This window comes from Streptomyces sp. MAR4 CNX-425 (genome assembly GCF_048656465.1).
Classification (GTDB): domain Bacteria; phylum Actinomycetota; class Actinomycetes; order Streptomycetales; family Streptomycetaceae; genus Streptomyces.
The window spans coordinates 190053-205319 of the sequence record NZ_JBMDLF010000002.1; the positions used below are offsets into that span (position 1 = coordinate 190053).

The 15267-nt window shown below is 74.1% G+C and carries 16 protein-coding genes; 5 read left to right on the forward strand and 11 right to left on the reverse strand.

What is annotated here, in order from left to right; translation table 11 throughout:
- Nucleotides 1-2: 2 nt before the first annotated feature.
- The 8 genes from ACHZ99_RS06200 to ACHZ99_RS06235 all read right to left on the reverse strand — a co-directional run bounded on the left by ACHZ99_RS06200 (nucleotide 3) and on the right by ACHZ99_RS06235 (nucleotide 5874).
- Nucleotides 3-1073: a serine hydrolase domain-containing protein gene (locus tag ACHZ99_RS06200; RefSeq protein ID WP_420303356.1), complete on the reverse strand. Its 1071-nt coding sequence runs from the start codon at nucleotides 1071-1073 to the stop codon at nucleotides 3-5.
- A 16-nt stretch (nucleotides 1074-1089) separates the two neighbouring features.
- Entirely contained in the window at nucleotides 1090-2025 is a 936-nt protein-coding gene (locus ACHZ99_RS06205) for a DUF6895 family protein (RefSeq protein WP_420303357.1), read from the reverse strand.
- Nucleotides 2022-2771, reverse strand: coding sequence for a hypothetical protein (locus ACHZ99_RS06210; protein WP_420303358.1), 750 nt, complete (start codon nucleotides 2769-2771; stop codon nucleotides 2022-2024). Before ACHZ99_RS06210 ends, ACHZ99_RS06205 begins: the two co-directional genes overlap by 4 nt.
- A 62-nt stretch (nucleotides 2772-2833) precedes the next feature.
- Nucleotides 2834-3028, reverse strand: coding sequence for a hypothetical protein (locus ACHZ99_RS06215; RefSeq protein WP_420303359.1), 195 nt, complete (start codon nucleotides 3026-3028; stop codon nucleotides 2834-2836).
- Between the two features lie 419 nt (nucleotides 3029-3447).
- Nucleotides 3448-4380, reverse strand: coding sequence for a DUF5996 family protein (locus ACHZ99_RS06220; protein WP_420303360.1), 933 nt, complete (start codon nucleotides 4378-4380; stop codon nucleotides 3448-3450).
- Nucleotides 4381-4398: 18 nt separating this feature from the next.
- Nucleotides 4399-4758 (reverse strand): UBP-type zinc finger domain-containing protein, encoded by a 360-nt coding sequence (locus ACHZ99_RS06225; protein WP_420303361.1) that lies wholly within the window; start codon nucleotides 4756-4758, stop codon nucleotides 4399-4401.
- 106 nt (nucleotides 4759-4864) lie between these two features.
- Nucleotides 4865-5338 carry a hypothetical protein gene (locus ACHZ99_RS06230; protein ID WP_420303362.1) on the reverse strand — a complete coding sequence of 158 codons (474 nt, stop codon included), beginning with the start codon at nucleotides 5336-5338 and terminating at the stop codon, nucleotides 4865-4867.
- A 20-nt stretch (nucleotides 5339-5358) separates the two neighbouring features.
- The gene (locus ACHZ99_RS06235; RefSeq protein ID WP_420303363.1) at nucleotides 5359-5874 is read right to left on the reverse strand and encodes a SigE family RNA polymerase sigma factor; all 516 of its coding nucleotides are present in this window, start codon (nucleotides 5872-5874) and stop codon (nucleotides 5359-5361) included.
- A gap of 189 nt (nucleotides 5875-6063) precedes the next feature.
- Between ACHZ99_RS06235 and ACHZ99_RS06240 the strand changes: the two genes are divergently transcribed.
- Nucleotides 6064-6528 (forward strand): hypothetical protein, encoded by a 465-nt coding sequence (locus tag ACHZ99_RS06240; RefSeq protein WP_420303364.1) that lies wholly within the window; start codon nucleotides 6064-6066, stop codon nucleotides 6526-6528.
- A gap of 321 nt (nucleotides 6529-6849) precedes the next feature.
- On the opposite strand, the gene ACHZ99_RS06245 is transcribed toward ACHZ99_RS06240, so the two are convergent.
- A complete protein-coding gene (locus ACHZ99_RS06245; RefSeq protein WP_420303365.1) occupies nucleotides 6850-8673 on the reverse strand; it encodes a thiamine pyrophosphate-requiring protein in 1824 nt (607 codons plus the stop codon).
- 154 nt (nucleotides 8674-8827) lie between these two features.
- The gene (locus ACHZ99_RS06250; RefSeq protein WP_420303366.1) at nucleotides 8828-9151 is read right to left on the reverse strand and encodes a plasmid stabilization protein; all 324 of its coding nucleotides are present in this window, start codon (nucleotides 9149-9151) and stop codon (nucleotides 8828-8830) included.
- A 134-nt stretch (nucleotides 9152-9285) separates the two neighbouring features.
- On the opposite strand from ACHZ99_RS06250, the gene ACHZ99_RS06255 reads away from it, so the two are divergent.
- Both ACHZ99_RS06255 and ACHZ99_RS06260 read left to right on the forward strand, forming a co-directional pair.
- A complete protein-coding gene (locus ACHZ99_RS06255; RefSeq protein WP_420303367.1) occupies nucleotides 9286-9708 on the forward strand; it encodes an ANTAR domain-containing protein in 423 nt (140 codons plus the stop codon).
- Between the two features lie 86 nt (nucleotides 9709-9794).
- The gene (locus ACHZ99_RS06260) at nucleotides 9795-10766 is read left to right on the forward strand and encodes an LLM class F420-dependent oxidoreductase (protein ID WP_420303368.1); all 972 of its coding nucleotides are present in this window, start codon (nucleotides 9795-9797) and stop codon (nucleotides 10764-10766) included.
- 128 nt (nucleotides 10767-10894) lie between these two features.
- On the opposite strand, the gene ACHZ99_RS06265 is transcribed toward ACHZ99_RS06260, so the two are convergent.
- Nucleotides 10895-11842, reverse strand: coding sequence for a ThuA domain-containing protein (locus ACHZ99_RS06265; protein ID WP_420303369.1), 948 nt, complete (start codon nucleotides 11840-11842; stop codon nucleotides 10895-10897).
- Nucleotides 11843-12084: 242 nt separating this feature from the next.
- On the opposite strand from ACHZ99_RS06265, the gene ACHZ99_RS06270 reads away from it, so the two are divergent.
- Both ACHZ99_RS06270 and ACHZ99_RS06275 read left to right on the forward strand, forming a co-directional pair.
- On the forward strand, nucleotides 12085-14367 hold the full coding sequence (locus ACHZ99_RS06270) for a GmrSD restriction endonuclease domain-containing protein (RefSeq protein WP_420303370.1): 2283 nt from the start codon (nucleotides 12085-12087) through the stop codon (nucleotides 14365-14367).
- A gap of 70 nt (nucleotides 14368-14437) precedes the next feature.
- On the forward strand, nucleotides 14438-15169 hold the full coding sequence (locus tag ACHZ99_RS06275; RefSeq protein ID WP_420303371.1) for a hypothetical protein: 732 nt from the start codon (nucleotides 14438-14440) through the stop codon (nucleotides 15167-15169).
- Nucleotides 15170-15267: the final 98 nt, after the last annotated feature.

Genomic DNA, 15267 nt, shown 5'->3' on the forward strand with positions numbered 1-15267 from the left:
GGTCACTTCGCCTCGCCGAGGGCCAGCGCCCGCAGCAGCAGGTACGCGGACTGGACGAAGCGGCTGCGCAGGGTGAGACCCGAGTTGGTGAGCGCCGCGACGCACACCTCGCGTTCCGGGCTGAGGCCGACGAAGGCGGTGCAGCCGCGGGTGGCGCCGGAGTGGAAGTACAGGGTGGCCCCGGCGAGGGTGCGGACGCTCCACGCCAGCCCCGACTTCTCCTCGCGCTCGCCGGGCAGCTCCCGGATCCGTACGACCTCCAGCAGCGGCAGCCGCAGCGGCCGGGGCACGTCGGCGCCGCCCGGGTCGAGGTGGGCGCGCAGGAAGCGGATCAGGTCGTGGGCGCTGGAGCGCACCGCGCCGGCGCCGGGGAGGGCGGGGATGACCCAGGGCGGGCGGCGGCGGCCGTGCCAGTAGCCGACGGCGCAGGCGGCGTCCGGCTCGCGCGGGCCGTCCGGGCCGTCCGGCGCGTCCGGGACGGTGGTGCCGGTGTCGGTGAGTTCCAGCGGGTCGAGCACGCGGGCGCGGAGCAGGGACCCGTAGTCGGTGCCGGCGCCGTCGGCCAGCAGCCGGCCGAGCAGCCCGACGCCGAAGTTGGAGTACCGGGTGAGGGTTCCGGGCGGATGGTGCACGACGGCGCGGCCGAGGGCGGGCAGCAGCATGTCGGGGGTGAACGACCGGTAGGGGTTGACGAACCAGGACGGCAGCCCGCGGAGCATCAGCCCGGGCGGGAGCCGGGGCAGGCCGGAGGTGTGGGTCGCCAGGTGCTCGTAGGTGATGGCCCGGCCGTGGCCGCGCGGGAGGGCGGCGTACGGAAGCCGTTCGGCGATCCGGCCGGTCAGGCTGAGGGCGCCGCGCGCCGCGGTGTCGGCGAGCAGCAGCGCGGTGAACGTCTTGGTCACCGAGCCGACCTCGAAGCGGGTGCGGTCGGTGGCCGACGCGGTGCCCTTGCGGTCGATGCCGCCGCGGCACAGCGTGCGGTACGCGCCGGTCACGGACACCGCGACGGCCACCGCGGCCCGCGGTTCCGCGCTGGCGGCCACCGCCTTGAGGGGTTCGTCGCGGAGTCTCACGCCTGTCACCGCCCGGTCAGGCGCCGGCGGTGCGGGAGAGCAGGAGGGTGGCGGCGACCGTGGCGACGACGGCGCTGTGGTAGTGGTCGCCGAACCGCCGGTCCGGGTCCCCGGTGCCGGTGCGGCCGTCGCGCGGCAGCAGCCCGTCCTCGTGCTGCGCGGCGGCCAGCCGCCGCCAGGCGGCCGGTTCGCCGGCCGGCTCGGGGGTGCAGGCGTCGACGATGAGGAGTTCGGCGACGAGGTCCCACTCCTCGGTCTCCAGCCACACGTCCGTCCACACCGGCAGCCAGGTGGCCAGGTAGTCCCGCAGGCGGGGCGGCAGTTCGTGCGGCCGGGCGCCCCAGTCGGTGAGGTGGAAGACGGTGTGGGTCATGTGGTAGGCCGTCATCCAGTCCATGGCCCACGGCTCGGGCAGGGCCCCGAGCCAGGTGGCCGCGGTGCGGGCGGGCCAGTCGGTCCGGTCGGGGGCTCCGATCACCCGGGTCGCGTTGGCGACCGCCATGCGGCGGTTGGGCACGTGCTCGTACTCGCGGTACGAGGTCAGGGCGGTCAGGTGGGCCAGCAGTTCCAGGAGCCGCTCGTGGCGGTGGCCGGCGCGGTGGAAGTGGACGTACGTCTCCAGCGGGTCGGTCATGGCCGGGAACCGCAGCTGCCGCTCGTAGATCAGGTCGCCGCCGCGGAGCTGGTCCCAGGCGTAGTCGAGCAGGTCGGCGGCGGTGCGCCGGTCGGCGGCGGGGAACGCCTCGTCGCGCAGCACCAGGGACGCGGCCAGCGCCAGCTCGCTCAGCGGCTTGTACGCGCTGTCGGGCTCGGCCAGTTCGGCCGTGGCGCCCTCGGCGAAGGCGGTCCGCTCACGGTTGCGGTGGAGCCAGCCCAGCGCCCGGGTGCCGAGGCGCAGGGCCGTGGCGCGTACCGGCTCGGGCGGCGCGGGGGCCGGTTTCCCGGCCGTCATCGGAGGGCTCCTTCCGTACCGGCCAGGAGTCTTCGGGCGATTGCCAGGTCGAGCGCGGTGCGGGCGCCGCCCCCGCCCCACAGCCGCAGGTGGTCGAGCACCGCCGGCACGTCGAGGGCGGAGGCCGCGCCGCGGCTCCGGGCCAGGGCGAGCCAGCGCACGAGCCGGGCGGCCGTGGGGTAGTCGCGGCGCAGCAGGGAGCGGGTGGTGCCCTGGCTGAGCGCCCGGACGTGGCGGCAGGCCCGCTGCTGGAAGGGCCCGTCCACCTCCGGGAGCGCCAGCGGGGCGAGCCGCGCCATGCGCTGCGCCCGCTGCCGCCAGGGCAGCTCCGCGTCCTCCTCGTCGTCGACGGTCCCGGCGACGACGACGGCCCCGGCGCCGGCCGTGCCCGGGAGGTCCGCCGTGGAGTGGTCCGGCCCCGGGCCCGTCCCGTGGGCGAGCAGCGCGGCGGTGGTGCGGTCGCGCCAGCGCGCCTCGGCGCTGTCCTCCGGGCCGGGCGGGAAGACCCGCAGCGCCGAGCCGAGGGTCTCGCGGTCGGCCTGCGGCAGCGGCTGCCGGCCGAAGAGGGCCGGCGCGAAGAGGTCGGGCCCCAGTACGCGCACGGCCGCCAGCGCGGCGGTGTCCGGCCGGTCCGTCCCGGACACCGCCGGCAGCGGAGCCTGGGTGTCCCGGAGGACACCCAGGACGCGCCCGGCCAGTTGCTCCACCGCCTCGGCGTAGTCGGCCCGCAGTGCGGCATTCGACATCGGGCGCTCACCTTCTGCTGTCGGTCACGGACGGGGTTCTGCGGACCGGGGTCCGGGGGACGTTACGAGGGACGCGGCTCCTTCGGGAGCCTCGGGGACGCGAGCGCGAGCAGCAGCAGGACGCCGGCGCCCTGCGGGGTGTACACGGGCGCGTCGCTGAACGGGGCCTCCGGCTCGTCGGCCAGCGCCGTGACCGCGGCCCGCTCGGCCGTGCCGGCCCGGACCGGGGAGAGAACCGGGGTCGTCTGTACGGACATCTTTCCTCCAAGAGTCGTCCCCTCGCGGATCGCGACGGGAGGAGTGACCGCGCCGCGCAGTGACGAGCGCGACGGGTGCGGCCGGTGGTCACCCATCCGGCTCATTGCACCAACGACGATGTCCCCTCCCCGCCCGCCACTTAGATCCCACGGGCCCGGAGACCATCCGAAGGGGGCTCCCGGAAGCACTCGGGTTTAAGGCGCCGGGGAGGCCGCCTCCGGCGGCCGCTCGCACCCCGGTTCCGGCCGCGCCCGCCCGGCCGTCGGCGGTGCCGGATCCGCACCGGTCCCCCGGTTCCTCGCCGCCCCTGTCGGCACTCCCGCCCCGACGTGCACACCGGCGCACGACAGGCTCGCCGAACGGCGCACCGCCGGCGGGTACGTGCGGCCCCGCACCGGGCCGGCCCGCGCGCGTACGGTCAGCGCGGGGCGGCCCGGCGGGCGGGGTCGTCCTCCAGGGCGGCGCGGTCCCAGTCGCCGTGGACGGCGGCCGCCTCATAGGTGGACTGCAGGAAGTCCATCACCAGGGCGTCCGGGTCCGGCGCGGTGCGCACCGTCTCGTACGGCAGGAGGTACTGGCTCCACCGGTCCGAGTAGCTTCCGGCCCGTACGGGATGGTCGCGGAACCCCGGCGGCTCCGGGTAGGCGTACGCGTAGAACATGCCCTCGCCGCCGCCGCCCGGCCAGAAGCCGGCGCTGCTCAGCTCGTGCGAGTAACCCTCGGTCATCACCCAGTCCGCGCAGTTGGGGGCGCCGCCGGAGTGGGTGGGCGCGGGGCGCCCGGAGAAGCGGGTGACGGCCAGGTCCATGCCGCCCCAGAAGAAGTGGACGGGGCTGACCTTGCCGGTGAAGCGCGAGCGGAACTCGGCCAAAACCCGGGAGGCCCGCACCAGCTGCCCCCAGAAGGCGTGCGCCTGCGCGGGGTCGTAGGTGGCGTGGGTACGGTCCTCGGCGAACGGGACCGCCTCTTCCACCTCGACGGGGCGGGCCAGAATGGCGACGTCGATGCCCGCCCGCCGCAGCGCGTCCATCGTCTCGCGGTAGAAGTCGGCGACCGGCTTGGCCTCCAGCGCGACGGTCTCCACGACGCCGGCCGTGGTGCGCAGCCGCAGCACGTGGTCCACGAAGTCGAACTCCATGTCGAACGTGCGCCGGCCCGGGACGGCGGACGTCGTCAGCCCGCGGGCGGAGACGTAGAGGGGCACCTGCCACCAGTGATTGACCATGGGGGCCAGCGCCAGCCGGACCTTGCCGACGATCTGGGCCCACATGTGCAGGGTCTCGCGGGTGCCCGTCCAGTCCGCGACGCGCAGTGCCGGCCACGGGTCGGCGTCGGGCGGTTCACTCGTCATCGGCGTCTCCCGGCGGCTTCACTTCAGTCGCCGCCGCCAGTCCGGCGGGGCCTTCCCCGCGGGACCCGGCGTCGGCTGCGCGGCGGGCCGCGAGGTCGGCGGGCTCATGGCCGGCCCGTCCAGGAACGTCTGCGTGTCCGCGTTCCAGAACCAGTCCTCCCCCGGCTCGAAGCTGGTCAGCACCGGATGCCCGCTCTCCCGCACGTGCCGGCTCGCGTGCTGCGACGGCGAGGAGTCACAGCAGCCGATGTGCCCGCAGGCGGCGCAGCGCCGCAGGTGAAACCACCACCCCGGGGCCTCTCCGGCCAGGCACTCGGCGCAGCCGTCCCCGGAGGGGGCGGAGGCGGGGTCGATGCCGGGTACGTGATCGGCGTCCATGCCACCATGCTGCGCGGAACGGTACGGGCCCGCCCGCCCGGCACCGCCGTCCGGGTGCCGCCGCCGCGCCCGCCGCGGGGCCGGCGCCCCGGCGGACCCGGCGGTCTCACCCGGAGGGGGCGGTCGACGGGGAAGGCCCGCTCCGCCCCTCCTCGCGGGGAGGGCGCGTGGCGTCGCCGTCCGGGGGCCCGGGGGGTGTCACCGCGGCGGCGGGCGGGGCGCTCCCGGACGACGGCACCGCCGGGGTCCCGGCGCCGCCGCCTTCCGGCGTCGGGGTGGGGCCCCGGGTGGGGACCTCGGACGGCGGCGCGGACGGTGTGGACGGGACCGGCGGGCCGGTGGGCGGGGCGGCGGGCCCGGAACCGCCCCCGGAAACCGCGCCGGGCAGGCCGACCGCGAGGGTGACGGCGAGCGCGGCCACCGCCAGCGCGCCACCGGCCGAGGCCACCGCGCGGCGGCGGCGGATACGGTTCCCGCCGGCGACGGCCGCGTCGGTCACGCTGGGCATCGGCGGCGCGGCGGGGTCGTCCACCACCGCCGCGAAGGCGCGGTGCAGGTCGGCGGAGTCGCGCTCGCTCATCTCCGGGCTCACCTTCCGACTCACCTTCCGTTCACCTCGTGGGCGGGCGTGCCGAGGAGCCGGCGCAGCCGGCGCAGTCCCCGCGCGCTCTGGCTCTTGACGGTTCCCGGGGTCACCCGGAGCGCCTCGGCGGTCCGCTCCACACTCCAGTCCTCCCAGTACCGCAGCACCAGCACCGCCCGGTACCGGGGAGGCAGTTCCCTCAGCGCGGACTCCATCACCAGCCGCAGCTCCCGGGAGTCCGGCGGCGGCGTCCCCTGGGCCGTCTCCGGCACCGTCTCCACCAGTTCCTCGCGCCAGGTGCGGCGGCGGTGCTGGTCGATGAAGACGCGGGTGAGGATGGTGCGGGCGTAGGCATCGACGTTGCCGTCCCGGCGCACCCGTCCCCAGGCCGCGTAGAGCTTCATCAGCGTGGTCTGGGTCAGGTCCTGGGCCTGGTGCCAGTCGCCGCAGAGCAGGTACGCGCTGCGTCTGAGGCCCGCCTGCCGTGCCTCGGCGAACTCCCGGAACTCCCGCTCCCGTACCGCCTCGCGCACCCACCCCGCCCTTCGGCCGTCCGATACCTCTCACCGTGCTCTACGTGAGCGGGCGCCCGGGGGTTGCACGCGGCCCGGAGAAAATCCTCCGGGGCGGGCCGTGCAACCCGACGGGTCCCGGGGCCCGTACTCCACTCGTGCAAGGGCTTCGGCGGCAGCCGGGGCCGGTCCGCAACCCTCGTACCAGGAGTGACCTTGACGACCCGTCACCGCCGGCGTCCGCGCCGTCTGATCCTCGCGGCGACCGCCGCGGGCGTCCTCACCATCGGCGGCCTGGGCGCCGCCCTCGCCCAGGACTCCACCGGCACGGCGGAGCCGGTCGGTGACCCCGGCGCGCCGGAGTCCGCCGTCCCGAGCCGGGAGCCCGCCGAGCCGACCCCCGTCCCGTCGTCGCCGCAGACCCCGAGCAAGGAGCCCGCCGAGCCCACACCCGCCCCCTCGGCGCCGCAGACCCCGAGCAAGGAGCCCGCCGAGCCCACACCCGCCCCCTCGGCGCCGCAGACCCCCAGCCAGGAGCCCTCCGAACCCGCACCCGTCCCCTCGGCGGCGCAGACCCCGAGCAAGGAGCCGCGGGAGGCGACGCCGCTCCCCGAGGGGTCCGGCACCCCCTCGCCTCTCGCGCCCGGCGAGCCCACCCCCGAGTGGGAGAACTGACCGGACGGTGCCCGCGGGTTCCCGGTGGCCGGGGTGGCCCGGCCACCGGGGCCCGCCTGCGGGAACCCCCGGCGCGGTCCGGGTCCGGATGCTCCGGGTGGGGCCCGGCCGCACGGTCGTACGGGTATGTCGCGACTCCCCATGGTGCTTGCCTTCCCCCGTGTGCTGCGCCACCTCCCCTCCGTCGGCGCCTCGCTGCCCCCGGCGACCAGCCTGAGCGTCGACCGTCCCGATTCCGTCCTGCGGCCTGGGCGCGTGTCCCGGGCGCGGCGCGCCGTGTGGGAGGTGAGCACCGCGGGTTTCGCGGCGGGTGCCCGTACGTCACCGCTCTCCGCCGGCGTCCGGGCGGTTCCCGCGGCTGCCGCCGCCCGGCAGCATCTCCTGCACCTTGGCCTTGACGCCCTGGCGGAGCATCCCGGCACGGTCGCTGTCGCCCTTGAGCACGGCGGCCGCGGCGGCCTCGATCTGGTCGAGGGTCGCGTGCGGCGGGATCGGCGGCACGGCCGGGTCCGTACAGAAGTCCAGGACGTACGGCCGGTCGGCGGCCAGGGCCGTCTCCCACGCCCCGGGCACGTCGTCCGGCGTGTCGATCCGGGCCCCGCCCAGGCCGAGGGAGCGCGCGAAGTCCGCGTAGGCGACGTCGGGCAGGGACTGCGACGGCAGGAACTGCGGGGCGCCGGACATCGCGCGCATCTCCCAGGTGACCTGGTTGAGGTCCTGGTTGTTGAACACCGCCACGACCAGCCGCGGGTCGGCCCAGTCCCGCCAGTACTTCTGGATCGTGATCAGTTCGGCGAGGCCGTTCATCTGCATCGCGCCATCGCCCACCAGCGCGATCACGGGGCGGTCGCCGTCGGCGAACTTCGCCCCGATCGCGTACGGGACGCCGGGGCCCATCGTCGCCAGCGTCCCCGACAGCGAGCCGCGCATGCCCTCGCGCAGCCGCAGATGGCGGGCGTACCAGTTGGCGGCGGAGCCGGAGTCGGCGGTCAGGACGACGTTGTGCGGCAGCAGGCTGTTGAGCGCGTGGGTCACGTACTCCGGGTTCACCGGGTCGGCGCCGACCGCCGCGCGCCGCTCCATGACCTGCCACCACCGGGCGGTGTTGTTCTCGACCGTCTCCCGCCAGCCGCCGCCCCCGTCCTGCCGCAGCCGCGGCAGGAGCCGGCGCAGGGTGGCGCGGGCGTCGCCGACGAGGTTGATCTCGAAGGGGTAGCGCATGCCGACCATGTGCGCGTCGATGTCGATCTGCACGGCGCGGGCCTGGCCGTACTCGGGAAGGAACTGCGAGTAGGGGAAGCTGGAGCCGACGACCAGCAGTGTGTCGCAGTCCCGCATCAGCTCGTACGAGGGGCGGGTGCCGAGCAGGCCGATCGACCCGGTGACGCCGGGCAGGTCGTCGTCGAGGACGTCCTTGCCGAGCAGCGCCTTCGCCACCCCGGCACCGAGCCGGTCGGCGACCTCCTTCACCTCCTGCCGGGCGCCGCGCGCGCCCTGGCCGACCAGGACGGCGACCTTCTCGCCGGCGTTCAGCAGCTCCGCGGCCCGCTCGATGTCCGCCTCCGCGGGGACCGGGGCACAGTCCGACAGGTCCAGGCTGGAGGGCACCATCTTGAAGGCGTGCCCCGGCGCGGCGTAGTCCAGTTCCTGCACGTCCGCCGGGATGATCAGGGCGGTCACCGTCCGGCGGGCGATGGCGGTGCGCATGGCCCGGTCCAGGACGTTGGGCAGCTGCTCGGGGACGGTGACCATCTCGCAGAAGTCGGAGGCCACGTCCTTGTAGAGGCTCAGGAGGTCGACCTCCTGCTGGTACGAGCCGCCCATGGCGCTGCGGTCGGTCTGCCCCACGATCGCGACCACGGGCACGTGGTCGAGCTTCGCGTCGTACAGGCCGTTGAGGAGATGGATGGCACCGGGGCCGGAGGTGGCGGCGCACACCCCGACGCGGCCGGAGAACTTGGCGTAGCCCACGGCCTCGAACGCGGCCATCTCCTCGTGCCGCGCCTGCACGAACCGCGGCCTGTTCCCGGCCCGGCCCCACGCGGCGAGGAGCTCGTTGATGCCGTCGCCGGGGTACGAGAAGACGTGCTCGACCTTCCACTCCCGCAGCCGTTCGAGGACGTGGTCGGAGACTTTGGTCGACATGGGCGGGCCTTCCGGTGGGGGCGGGTGGTCGGTGGCTTCGGCCGCGGGCGCCTGACAGGTGCCGGGCGCCGCCGGGCGGGCGCCGGAGCCGGTACGTCGTCCGGACGTCCGCCGCTCGGCCGTGCGGGTGATCCCGCGCCCGGGCCCGCGGCTCTCAGCGCCCGAGCTTGCGCTTGAGCTGGGCCTTGTTCATGGACGAGCGGCCGCGGATGTCGCGGCGCCGGGCCTCGGCGTAGAGCTGGTCGTAGGTGGGGCCCGCGGCGCCGGAGTGCGAGCGCAGGCCGCCCCGCCCGGCGGAGGACACGTCCCGGGTGGAGGTACGGCTCGCGGTACGCGACTCGCCGGCGCGGGCACGCTCCTTGTTCACCGTGCGGGCGGCGATCTCCTTCGCCCGCTCCGTGCCAGTGCCGCGCTTCTGCGCGCCCTTCTTGATGTGTTCGTACTGACGTTCCCGCTTGGGGCCGGATCCGCTCGGCATGGGCGCCTCCTCGCGGCTGGTGCGGTCGGATCACACCATCGTGTGCCACGCTCGAGACACCATCAAACGGGCATAAACCGCGGAGCGTCGCCGGGCTCCGCCATGAACGCGCCCTCCCGGGGCAGGGGAGACTCATGCGACCTCCCCGCTCACCGAACAGCTCCCCCGACGACGGGCCGCCCGCCCCCGACGACCTCACCGCCGACGTGGCGGACGCCGTGGCCGACGACGAGGTCTCCGCCGATCTGCTCTCCCATGTCGCGCGCCGGCTCATCGAACTGAGCGAGGAGAACGCGCAGCTCAAGCAGGCCATCGAGAGCCGCCCGGTGGTCGATCAGGCCCGCGGGGTGCTGATCGCCGCGCTCGGGGCGGACGAGGACGAGGCGTGGCGGGTGCTGCTGCACGTCTCCCAGCACGCGAACGTCCCGTTACGGCAGGTGGCCGAGGCGGTCCTCGGGTCCGCGACCGGCCGGCCGATGCCGGAGGACCTGCGGACTCCCCTGCGCGACGCCATGGGCAGGGCCCGCCGGGGCACGCGTCACGGCGATCCCGGCTGACCGGGACGGCCGCGGCGGCCGTCGTCGCCGGATCGCACGGCCCGTATGCCCGGTTTCTCCGGCGCCGACCAGGGAAACCGTCCTTTATGGTGCAAATCGGATACACGATGATGACCGAGCAGGCGGGCCCCAGGGAGCTGGTCGAGCACGTGGCCGGCGCCGAGGAGGCGGGGTTCGACTTCTCGGTCACCTCCGACCACTACTTCCCGTGGCTGCGCTCCCAGGGGCACAGCCCGTACGCCTGGAGCGTCCTGGGCGCCGCCGCGCACGCGACGTCGCGCATCCCCCTCATGACCTACGTGACCTGCCCCCTCATGCGCTACCACCCGGCGGTCGTGGCGCAGAAGGCGGCCACGCTCCAGCTGCTCGCCGAGGGCCGCTTCCGGCTCGGCCTGGGGGCGGGCGAAAACCTCAACGAGCACGTCGTCGGCCGCGGCTGGCCCGGCGCCGACGTCCGGCACGAGATGCTCGCCGAAGCGGTCGGCATCATCCGCGACCTCTTCACCGGCGGCCACGTGACCCACCACGGCAGGCACTTCTCCGTCGACTCCGCCCGGCTGTGGGACCTGCCCGGCGAGCCCCCGCCCATCGGCATCGCCGTCTCCGGCGACCAGTCCTGCGCCCTGGCCGGCCGGCTCGCCGACCTCGTCATCGCCACCGAACCCAAGGCCGCGCTGCTGGACTCCTTCGACCGCCACGGCGGCACCGGCAAACCACGCGTCGGGCAGCTGCCCGTCAGCTACGACCCGGACCGCGCGGCGGCGGTCGGGCGCGCGCACGAGCAGTTCCGCTGGTTCGGCGGCGGCTGGAAGGTCAACGCCGAACTCCCCCACCCCGACTCCTTCGCCGGCGCCACCAAGTACGTCACGGCGGAGGACGTCGCGGAGTCCATCCCGTGCGGCGCCGACCCCGCAGTGTTCGTCGAGGCCGTCCGCCCGTACGTGGACGCCGGCTTCACGGAGGTGGCGCTGGTCCAGATCGGCGGCGACACGCAGCCGGCGTTCCTGCGGTGGGCGTCGGAGACCCTGCTGCCCGCGCTCCGCGGGGAGTTCCGCTGACGGGAGCCCGGCCGGGCGCCGCGCAGCCGGGCCCGGCGGCGGCACCGGCGCGGCGGCCCGTACCGGCCGCCCGTCCCGGGATCGCCTGAGCCACGGCTCCGCGGCGTGCAGCGGTGCTGGGGTGCGGGCTACTCGCGTGCCGTTCCCGTGGGCCGTTCGCCGTCGCCCGACTTGCCCGGGCCGTCGCAGCCCGCGGCCCAGCTGATCCCTCCGACCAGGTGCTCGACGAGGTTGTTGGCGCCGCCGTTCTCCGTGTAGGACTCGGCGAAGTGGCCCATCCCCGTCACCCAGACGCGTCCGCCGTCGTACCGCTTGTACCAGGAGATCGGGTGGTCCTCGCCCATCGCGTTCGGGCCGGGGTCGTACGACTCCTCGTCCAGCGTGGCCAGCACGTGCGCCTCGCCGCGCACGCTGCGGGCGAAGTTGTAGTGCTCGTCGCCGAATCCGTACTCCCTGGGCAGGTCGCGCGTCGACGGGTGGTGCCGGTCGGCGACCCGCACAGTGGCGACGTTGTCCGGGTCGGTGGCGGCGTGGCCGGTCATCAGCGTGCCGACCGCGCTGCCCGGCCCGCCGTCCCACCAGTCCCAGGTGGTGACGCCCGCGCCCATGTCGACCGCGTTGTGGTTGGCGGCGATCCCGCCGCCGGCGTTGACGAACCCGCGGATGGCGGCGCGCTGTTCCTCGTCCCACAGCGGGCCCGGGCGGCCGCCGCCGAGCCACTGCGACGACGCGTTGAAGAGGAAGATCGCGTCGTATCCGGCGAGGTTCTCCGGGGTGAAGACCCGCGGGTTCCGGTCGGGGTGGTCGCAGTTGCCCGCGGCACCGCCGAGGCCGTCGCAGTCCTCCCGTACCCACGCGATCCCGGCCTCGTCCAGCGCGTTCTGGATCGGCCCGATGCCGCCGTCGATCGCGCCGGCGTGGCGGTAGCCGGTCGTTCCGGTGTAGATCAGGACCGTCGGCTCGGACCCGGCCGCGGGCCCGGGCCCGGCGTGCGCGGGTGCGGCCGAGGTCGCGAAGAGCATGAGCCCCGCCGCCGCCAGCAGCGTGCGTCGTACGCTCGGTCCCGCATCATGCATGGCACTCCCTCTCGTCTCCTGCTGACCCCCCTCAACTACGGCCCCTTTTCGAGGGCATGTCAAGACCGGGCGGCCGCCGGCGCCGCCGCGGCCGACCAGGCGCTTTCACGGGAGAGGGCCGCCGCCGGACTTCGGCTGAAATCCGGACACTGCCGCGCGCCTCCTGATAGAAACACCGCGGGGGCGCCGGGATACGGGGACGAAAGCGCCGCCGCGCACATCGGCTGCTGGAGGTGGGGATTATGGCGGCGACGCTGTACCGGGACACCGGATACGTACTGTCGCACCTGATCGAGGAGATCAAGCACGGCCGGATCGGCCTGCCGGACATCCAGCGCCCGTTCGTGTGGTCCGCCGCCAAGGTCAGAGACCTCTTCGACTCGCTCTACCGCGGCTACCCCGTCGGCACCCTGATGTTCTGGGAGACCGGCGCCGAGGTCGGCACGCGCCGGATCGGCGGCCGCGACGGCGACGACGACGAGGCCGACCGGGCCCCGCGGCTGCTCGTCGTCGACGGCCAGCAGCGGCTGACGTCGCTGTACGCGGTGCTGACCGGGAGGCCGGTGCTGACGAAGGAGTTCGACAGGCGCAGCATCCGGCTGGCGTTCCGGCCCGAGGACGAGACGTTCGAGGTCACCGACGCGGCCATCGAGCGGGATCCCGAGTTCATCCCCGACATCACCACGCTGTGGGGAGGCGGCTACAAGTCCACCGTGCGGGACTTTTTGAACCGGCTCGCCGACTACCGCGGCGGCGGGCTGAGCGACGAGGAGCAGGACCGCCTGGAGGAGCGCGTCGACGGCGTCCGCGACCTCAAGGAGTTCCGCTTCCAGGTGATCGAGCTCGGCGCCTCGGCCGACGAGGAGCAGGTCGCGGACATCTTCGTACGGATCAACTCCGAGGGCGTCAAACTCAGCCAGGCCGACTTCGTCCTCACCCTGATGTCCGTGCACTGGGAGAAGGGCCGCCGCGAGCTGGAGGCGTTCTGCCGGGCCGCCGTCGACGCCACCCGCACCGGGCCGTCGCCGAAGAACCCGTTCCTGGAGCCCAGCCCCGACCAGCTGCTGCGGGTCGGCGTCGGGATCGCGTTCAACCGCGGGCGGCTCCAGCACGTGTACAGCCTGCTGCGCGGCAAGGACATGGACACCGGCGAGGTCAGCGCGGGGCGCCGGGAGGAGCAGTTCGCGCGCATGCGCCGGGCGCAGGACGAGGTGCTCGACCTGACCAACTGGCACGAGTACCTGAAGTGCCTGACCGCCGCCGGGTTCCGCAGCCGCAGGATGATCACCTCGGAGAACGCGGTCATCTTCACGTACATCCTGTGGCTGATCGGACGGGGCCGGTTCGGCCTGGACTTCGCCACGCTGCGGGGGGTCATCAGCCGCTGGTTCTTCATGGCCCACACCACCGGCCGCTACACCAGCTCACCGGAGAGCCAGGTCGAGGCGGACCTCGCGCGCGTCGCGGCCCTCGACCACCGGGAGCCCGACGTGTTCCGCACCGAACTCGACCGGATCGTACGGTCCAACTTCACCGGCGACTACTGGGACATCTCCCTGCCCAACCGGCTGGACACCTCGGCCTCCCGCTCCCCCGCGCTCTACGCCTACTACGCGGCGCTCAACCTCCTCGACGCCGAGCTGCTGTTCAGCAGGCTGAAGATCCGCGACGTGACGGGCTCCGACGAGGCGCCCCGCTCGGTGGAGCGGCACCACCTCTTCCCCAAGGCGTTCCTGCGGGCCCAGGGCGTCACGCACAGCAGGCAGGTCAACGCGATCGCCAACATGGCCTTCATGGACTGGCCCGAGAACACCCGCGGCGCCGCGGACGGCCCGCTGGACCAGTGGGCGGCCATGGCGCACGAGCTGGGGCCGGAGCGGCTCAGGCAGCAGGCGTTCTGGCACGCGCTGCCCGTCGGCTGGGAACAGCTCGACTACCCCACCTTCCTGGAGCGGCGCCGGGTGCTGATGGCCCGCGTCATCAGGGACGGCTTCGACAGCCTGTGGGACGACACGGCCCCCGCGCCGTCCGCCACCGTCCCGGACCTGCTGCGGGCCGGCGAGTCCCAGACCGTCGAGTTCAAGTCGACCGCGCGCTGGAGCGTACGGGCCGGCCAGCTGGACCGGAAGCTGGAACACGTCGTCGTCAAGACGGTGTGCGCCCTGCTCAACGCCGAAGGCGGCGCCCTGCTCATCGGCGTCGACGACGACGCCAACGTCCTCGGCCTGGACGCGGACTGGCGGACCCTCGGGCCGCGGGGCAACCGCGACGGGTACGAGCTGTGGCTGAGGCAGCTCCTGGACACCAACCTGTCGCAGCAGACCGCGGGCGTGGTGCGGATCCGCTACGAGACCGTGGACGGCAAGGACGTGTGCGTCGTCTCGGTCGCCGCCTCGGGCCGCCCGACGTTCGCCAAGCCGCAGGGCGGGCAGCGGGCGACGGAGTTCTGGGTACGCATCGGGAACGCGTCGAAGCAGCTCCACGGCGAGGACATGGCCACGTACCGGTCCCGCCACTGGGGCTAGCCGGCGGCGTTCTGCGCGCGGCAGACGTTAATCGGATGTGCGTGCGGCGCGGGGTTGTTAGGTTTGCTGCGTGCCGAAGCTGAATCAGATCATCGCAGTCGAAAAGGGCGTCAAGTCCAAGGCCCTGCAGGAGCTCACCCGGGTTCACCAGGACGTGCAGAAGCCCGCCCTGCTGGCCGGTATCTCCCGGACCTACCAGCCCAAGGACGAGGAGGGCGAACAGCTGCCGCCCGAGTCCACGCGGGTGCAGACCAAGGCCGAGGACGCGCTGCGGACGACCGCCGACACGCTGACGCGGCTCTTCGACGTGACCGCGACGAAGGACTGGGCGAACCGGTCCGCGGCCGCGGACGTGGTGGTCGACGGTACGGTGCTGCTGCCCCAGGTGCCCGTCCCGTACCTGCTGTTCCTGGAGAAGCAGCTCACCGACCTGCACACGTTCGTGCGCAAGCTGCCGGTGCTCGACGCCTCCGAGTCGTGGAACCTGGACCCCTCGTCGGACGCGTGGAAGACGGACCCGGTGCGGACCATCCGCACGAAGAAGGTTCCGCGCAACCACGTGAAGGCCGAGGCCACGGAGAACCACCCGGCGCAGGTCGAGGTGTACTACGAGGACGTCCCCGTCGGCTACTGGACCACGGTGAAGTTCTCCGGCGCGCTGCCCGCCCGGCGGGTCAACGAACTTCTGGACCGCGTCGAGAAGCTCCAGCAGTCCGTCAAGTTCGCCCGGGAGGAGGCGAACAACACCGAGGTCACCGACCAGCGGGTCGGCGACGCGGTATTCGGCTACCTCTTCGGGTAGCCCCCGTATACGCCCTCCGTCGCGAGCGGAGGGTGCGCGAGAGCGCAAGCTGAAACTGATGTTGAAGCTGATGAGGGGTGTCAGTTGAGGGTTCGAAT

Coding starts and splice junctions, on each gene's coding strand:
- ACHZ99_RS06205 (WP_420303357.1), bottom strand. CDS start 2,025: ATGACGGCCGGGAAACCGGCCCCCGCGCCGCCCGAGCCGGTACGCGCC.
- ACHZ99_RS06220 (WP_420303360.1), bottom strand. CDS start 4,380: ATGACGAGTGAACCGCCCGACGCCGACCCGTGGCCGGCACTGCGCGTC.
- ACHZ99_RS06270 (WP_420303370.1), top strand. CDS start 12,085: ATGGCGGCGACGCTGTACCGGGACACCGGATACGTACTGTCGCACCTG.
- ACHZ99_RS06255 (WP_420303367.1), top strand. CDS start 9,286: ATGCGACCTCCCCGCTCACCGAACAGCTCCCCCGACGACGGGCCGCCC.
- ACHZ99_RS06245 (WP_420303365.1), bottom strand. CDS start 8,673: ATGTCGACCAAAGTCTCCGACCACGTCCTCGAACGGCTGCGGGAGTGG.
- ACHZ99_RS06260 (WP_420303368.1), top strand. CDS start 9,795: ATGGTGCAAATCGGATACACGATGATGACCGAGCAGGCGGGCCCCAGG.
- ACHZ99_RS06210 (WP_420303358.1), bottom strand. CDS start 2,771: ATGTCGAATGCCGCACTGCGGGCCGACTACGCCGAGGCGGTGGAGCAA.
- ACHZ99_RS06225 (WP_420303361.1), bottom strand. CDS start 4,758: ATGGACGCCGATCACGTACCCGGCATCGACCCCGCCTCCGCCCCCTCC.
- ACHZ99_RS06265 (WP_420303369.1), bottom strand. CDS start 11,842: ATGCATGATGCGGGACCGAGCGTACGACGCACGCTGCTGGCGGCGGCG.
- ACHZ99_RS06230 (WP_420303362.1), bottom strand. CDS start 5,338: ATGAGCGAGCGCGACTCCGCCGACCTGCACCGCGCCTTCGCGGCGGTG.
- ACHZ99_RS06250 (WP_420303366.1), bottom strand. CDS start 9,151: ATGCCGAGCGGATCCGGCCCCAAGCGGGAACGTCAGTACGAACACATC.
- ACHZ99_RS06215 (WP_420303359.1), bottom strand. CDS start 3,028: ATGTCCGTACAGACGACCCCGGTTCTCTCCCCGGTCCGGGCCGGCACG.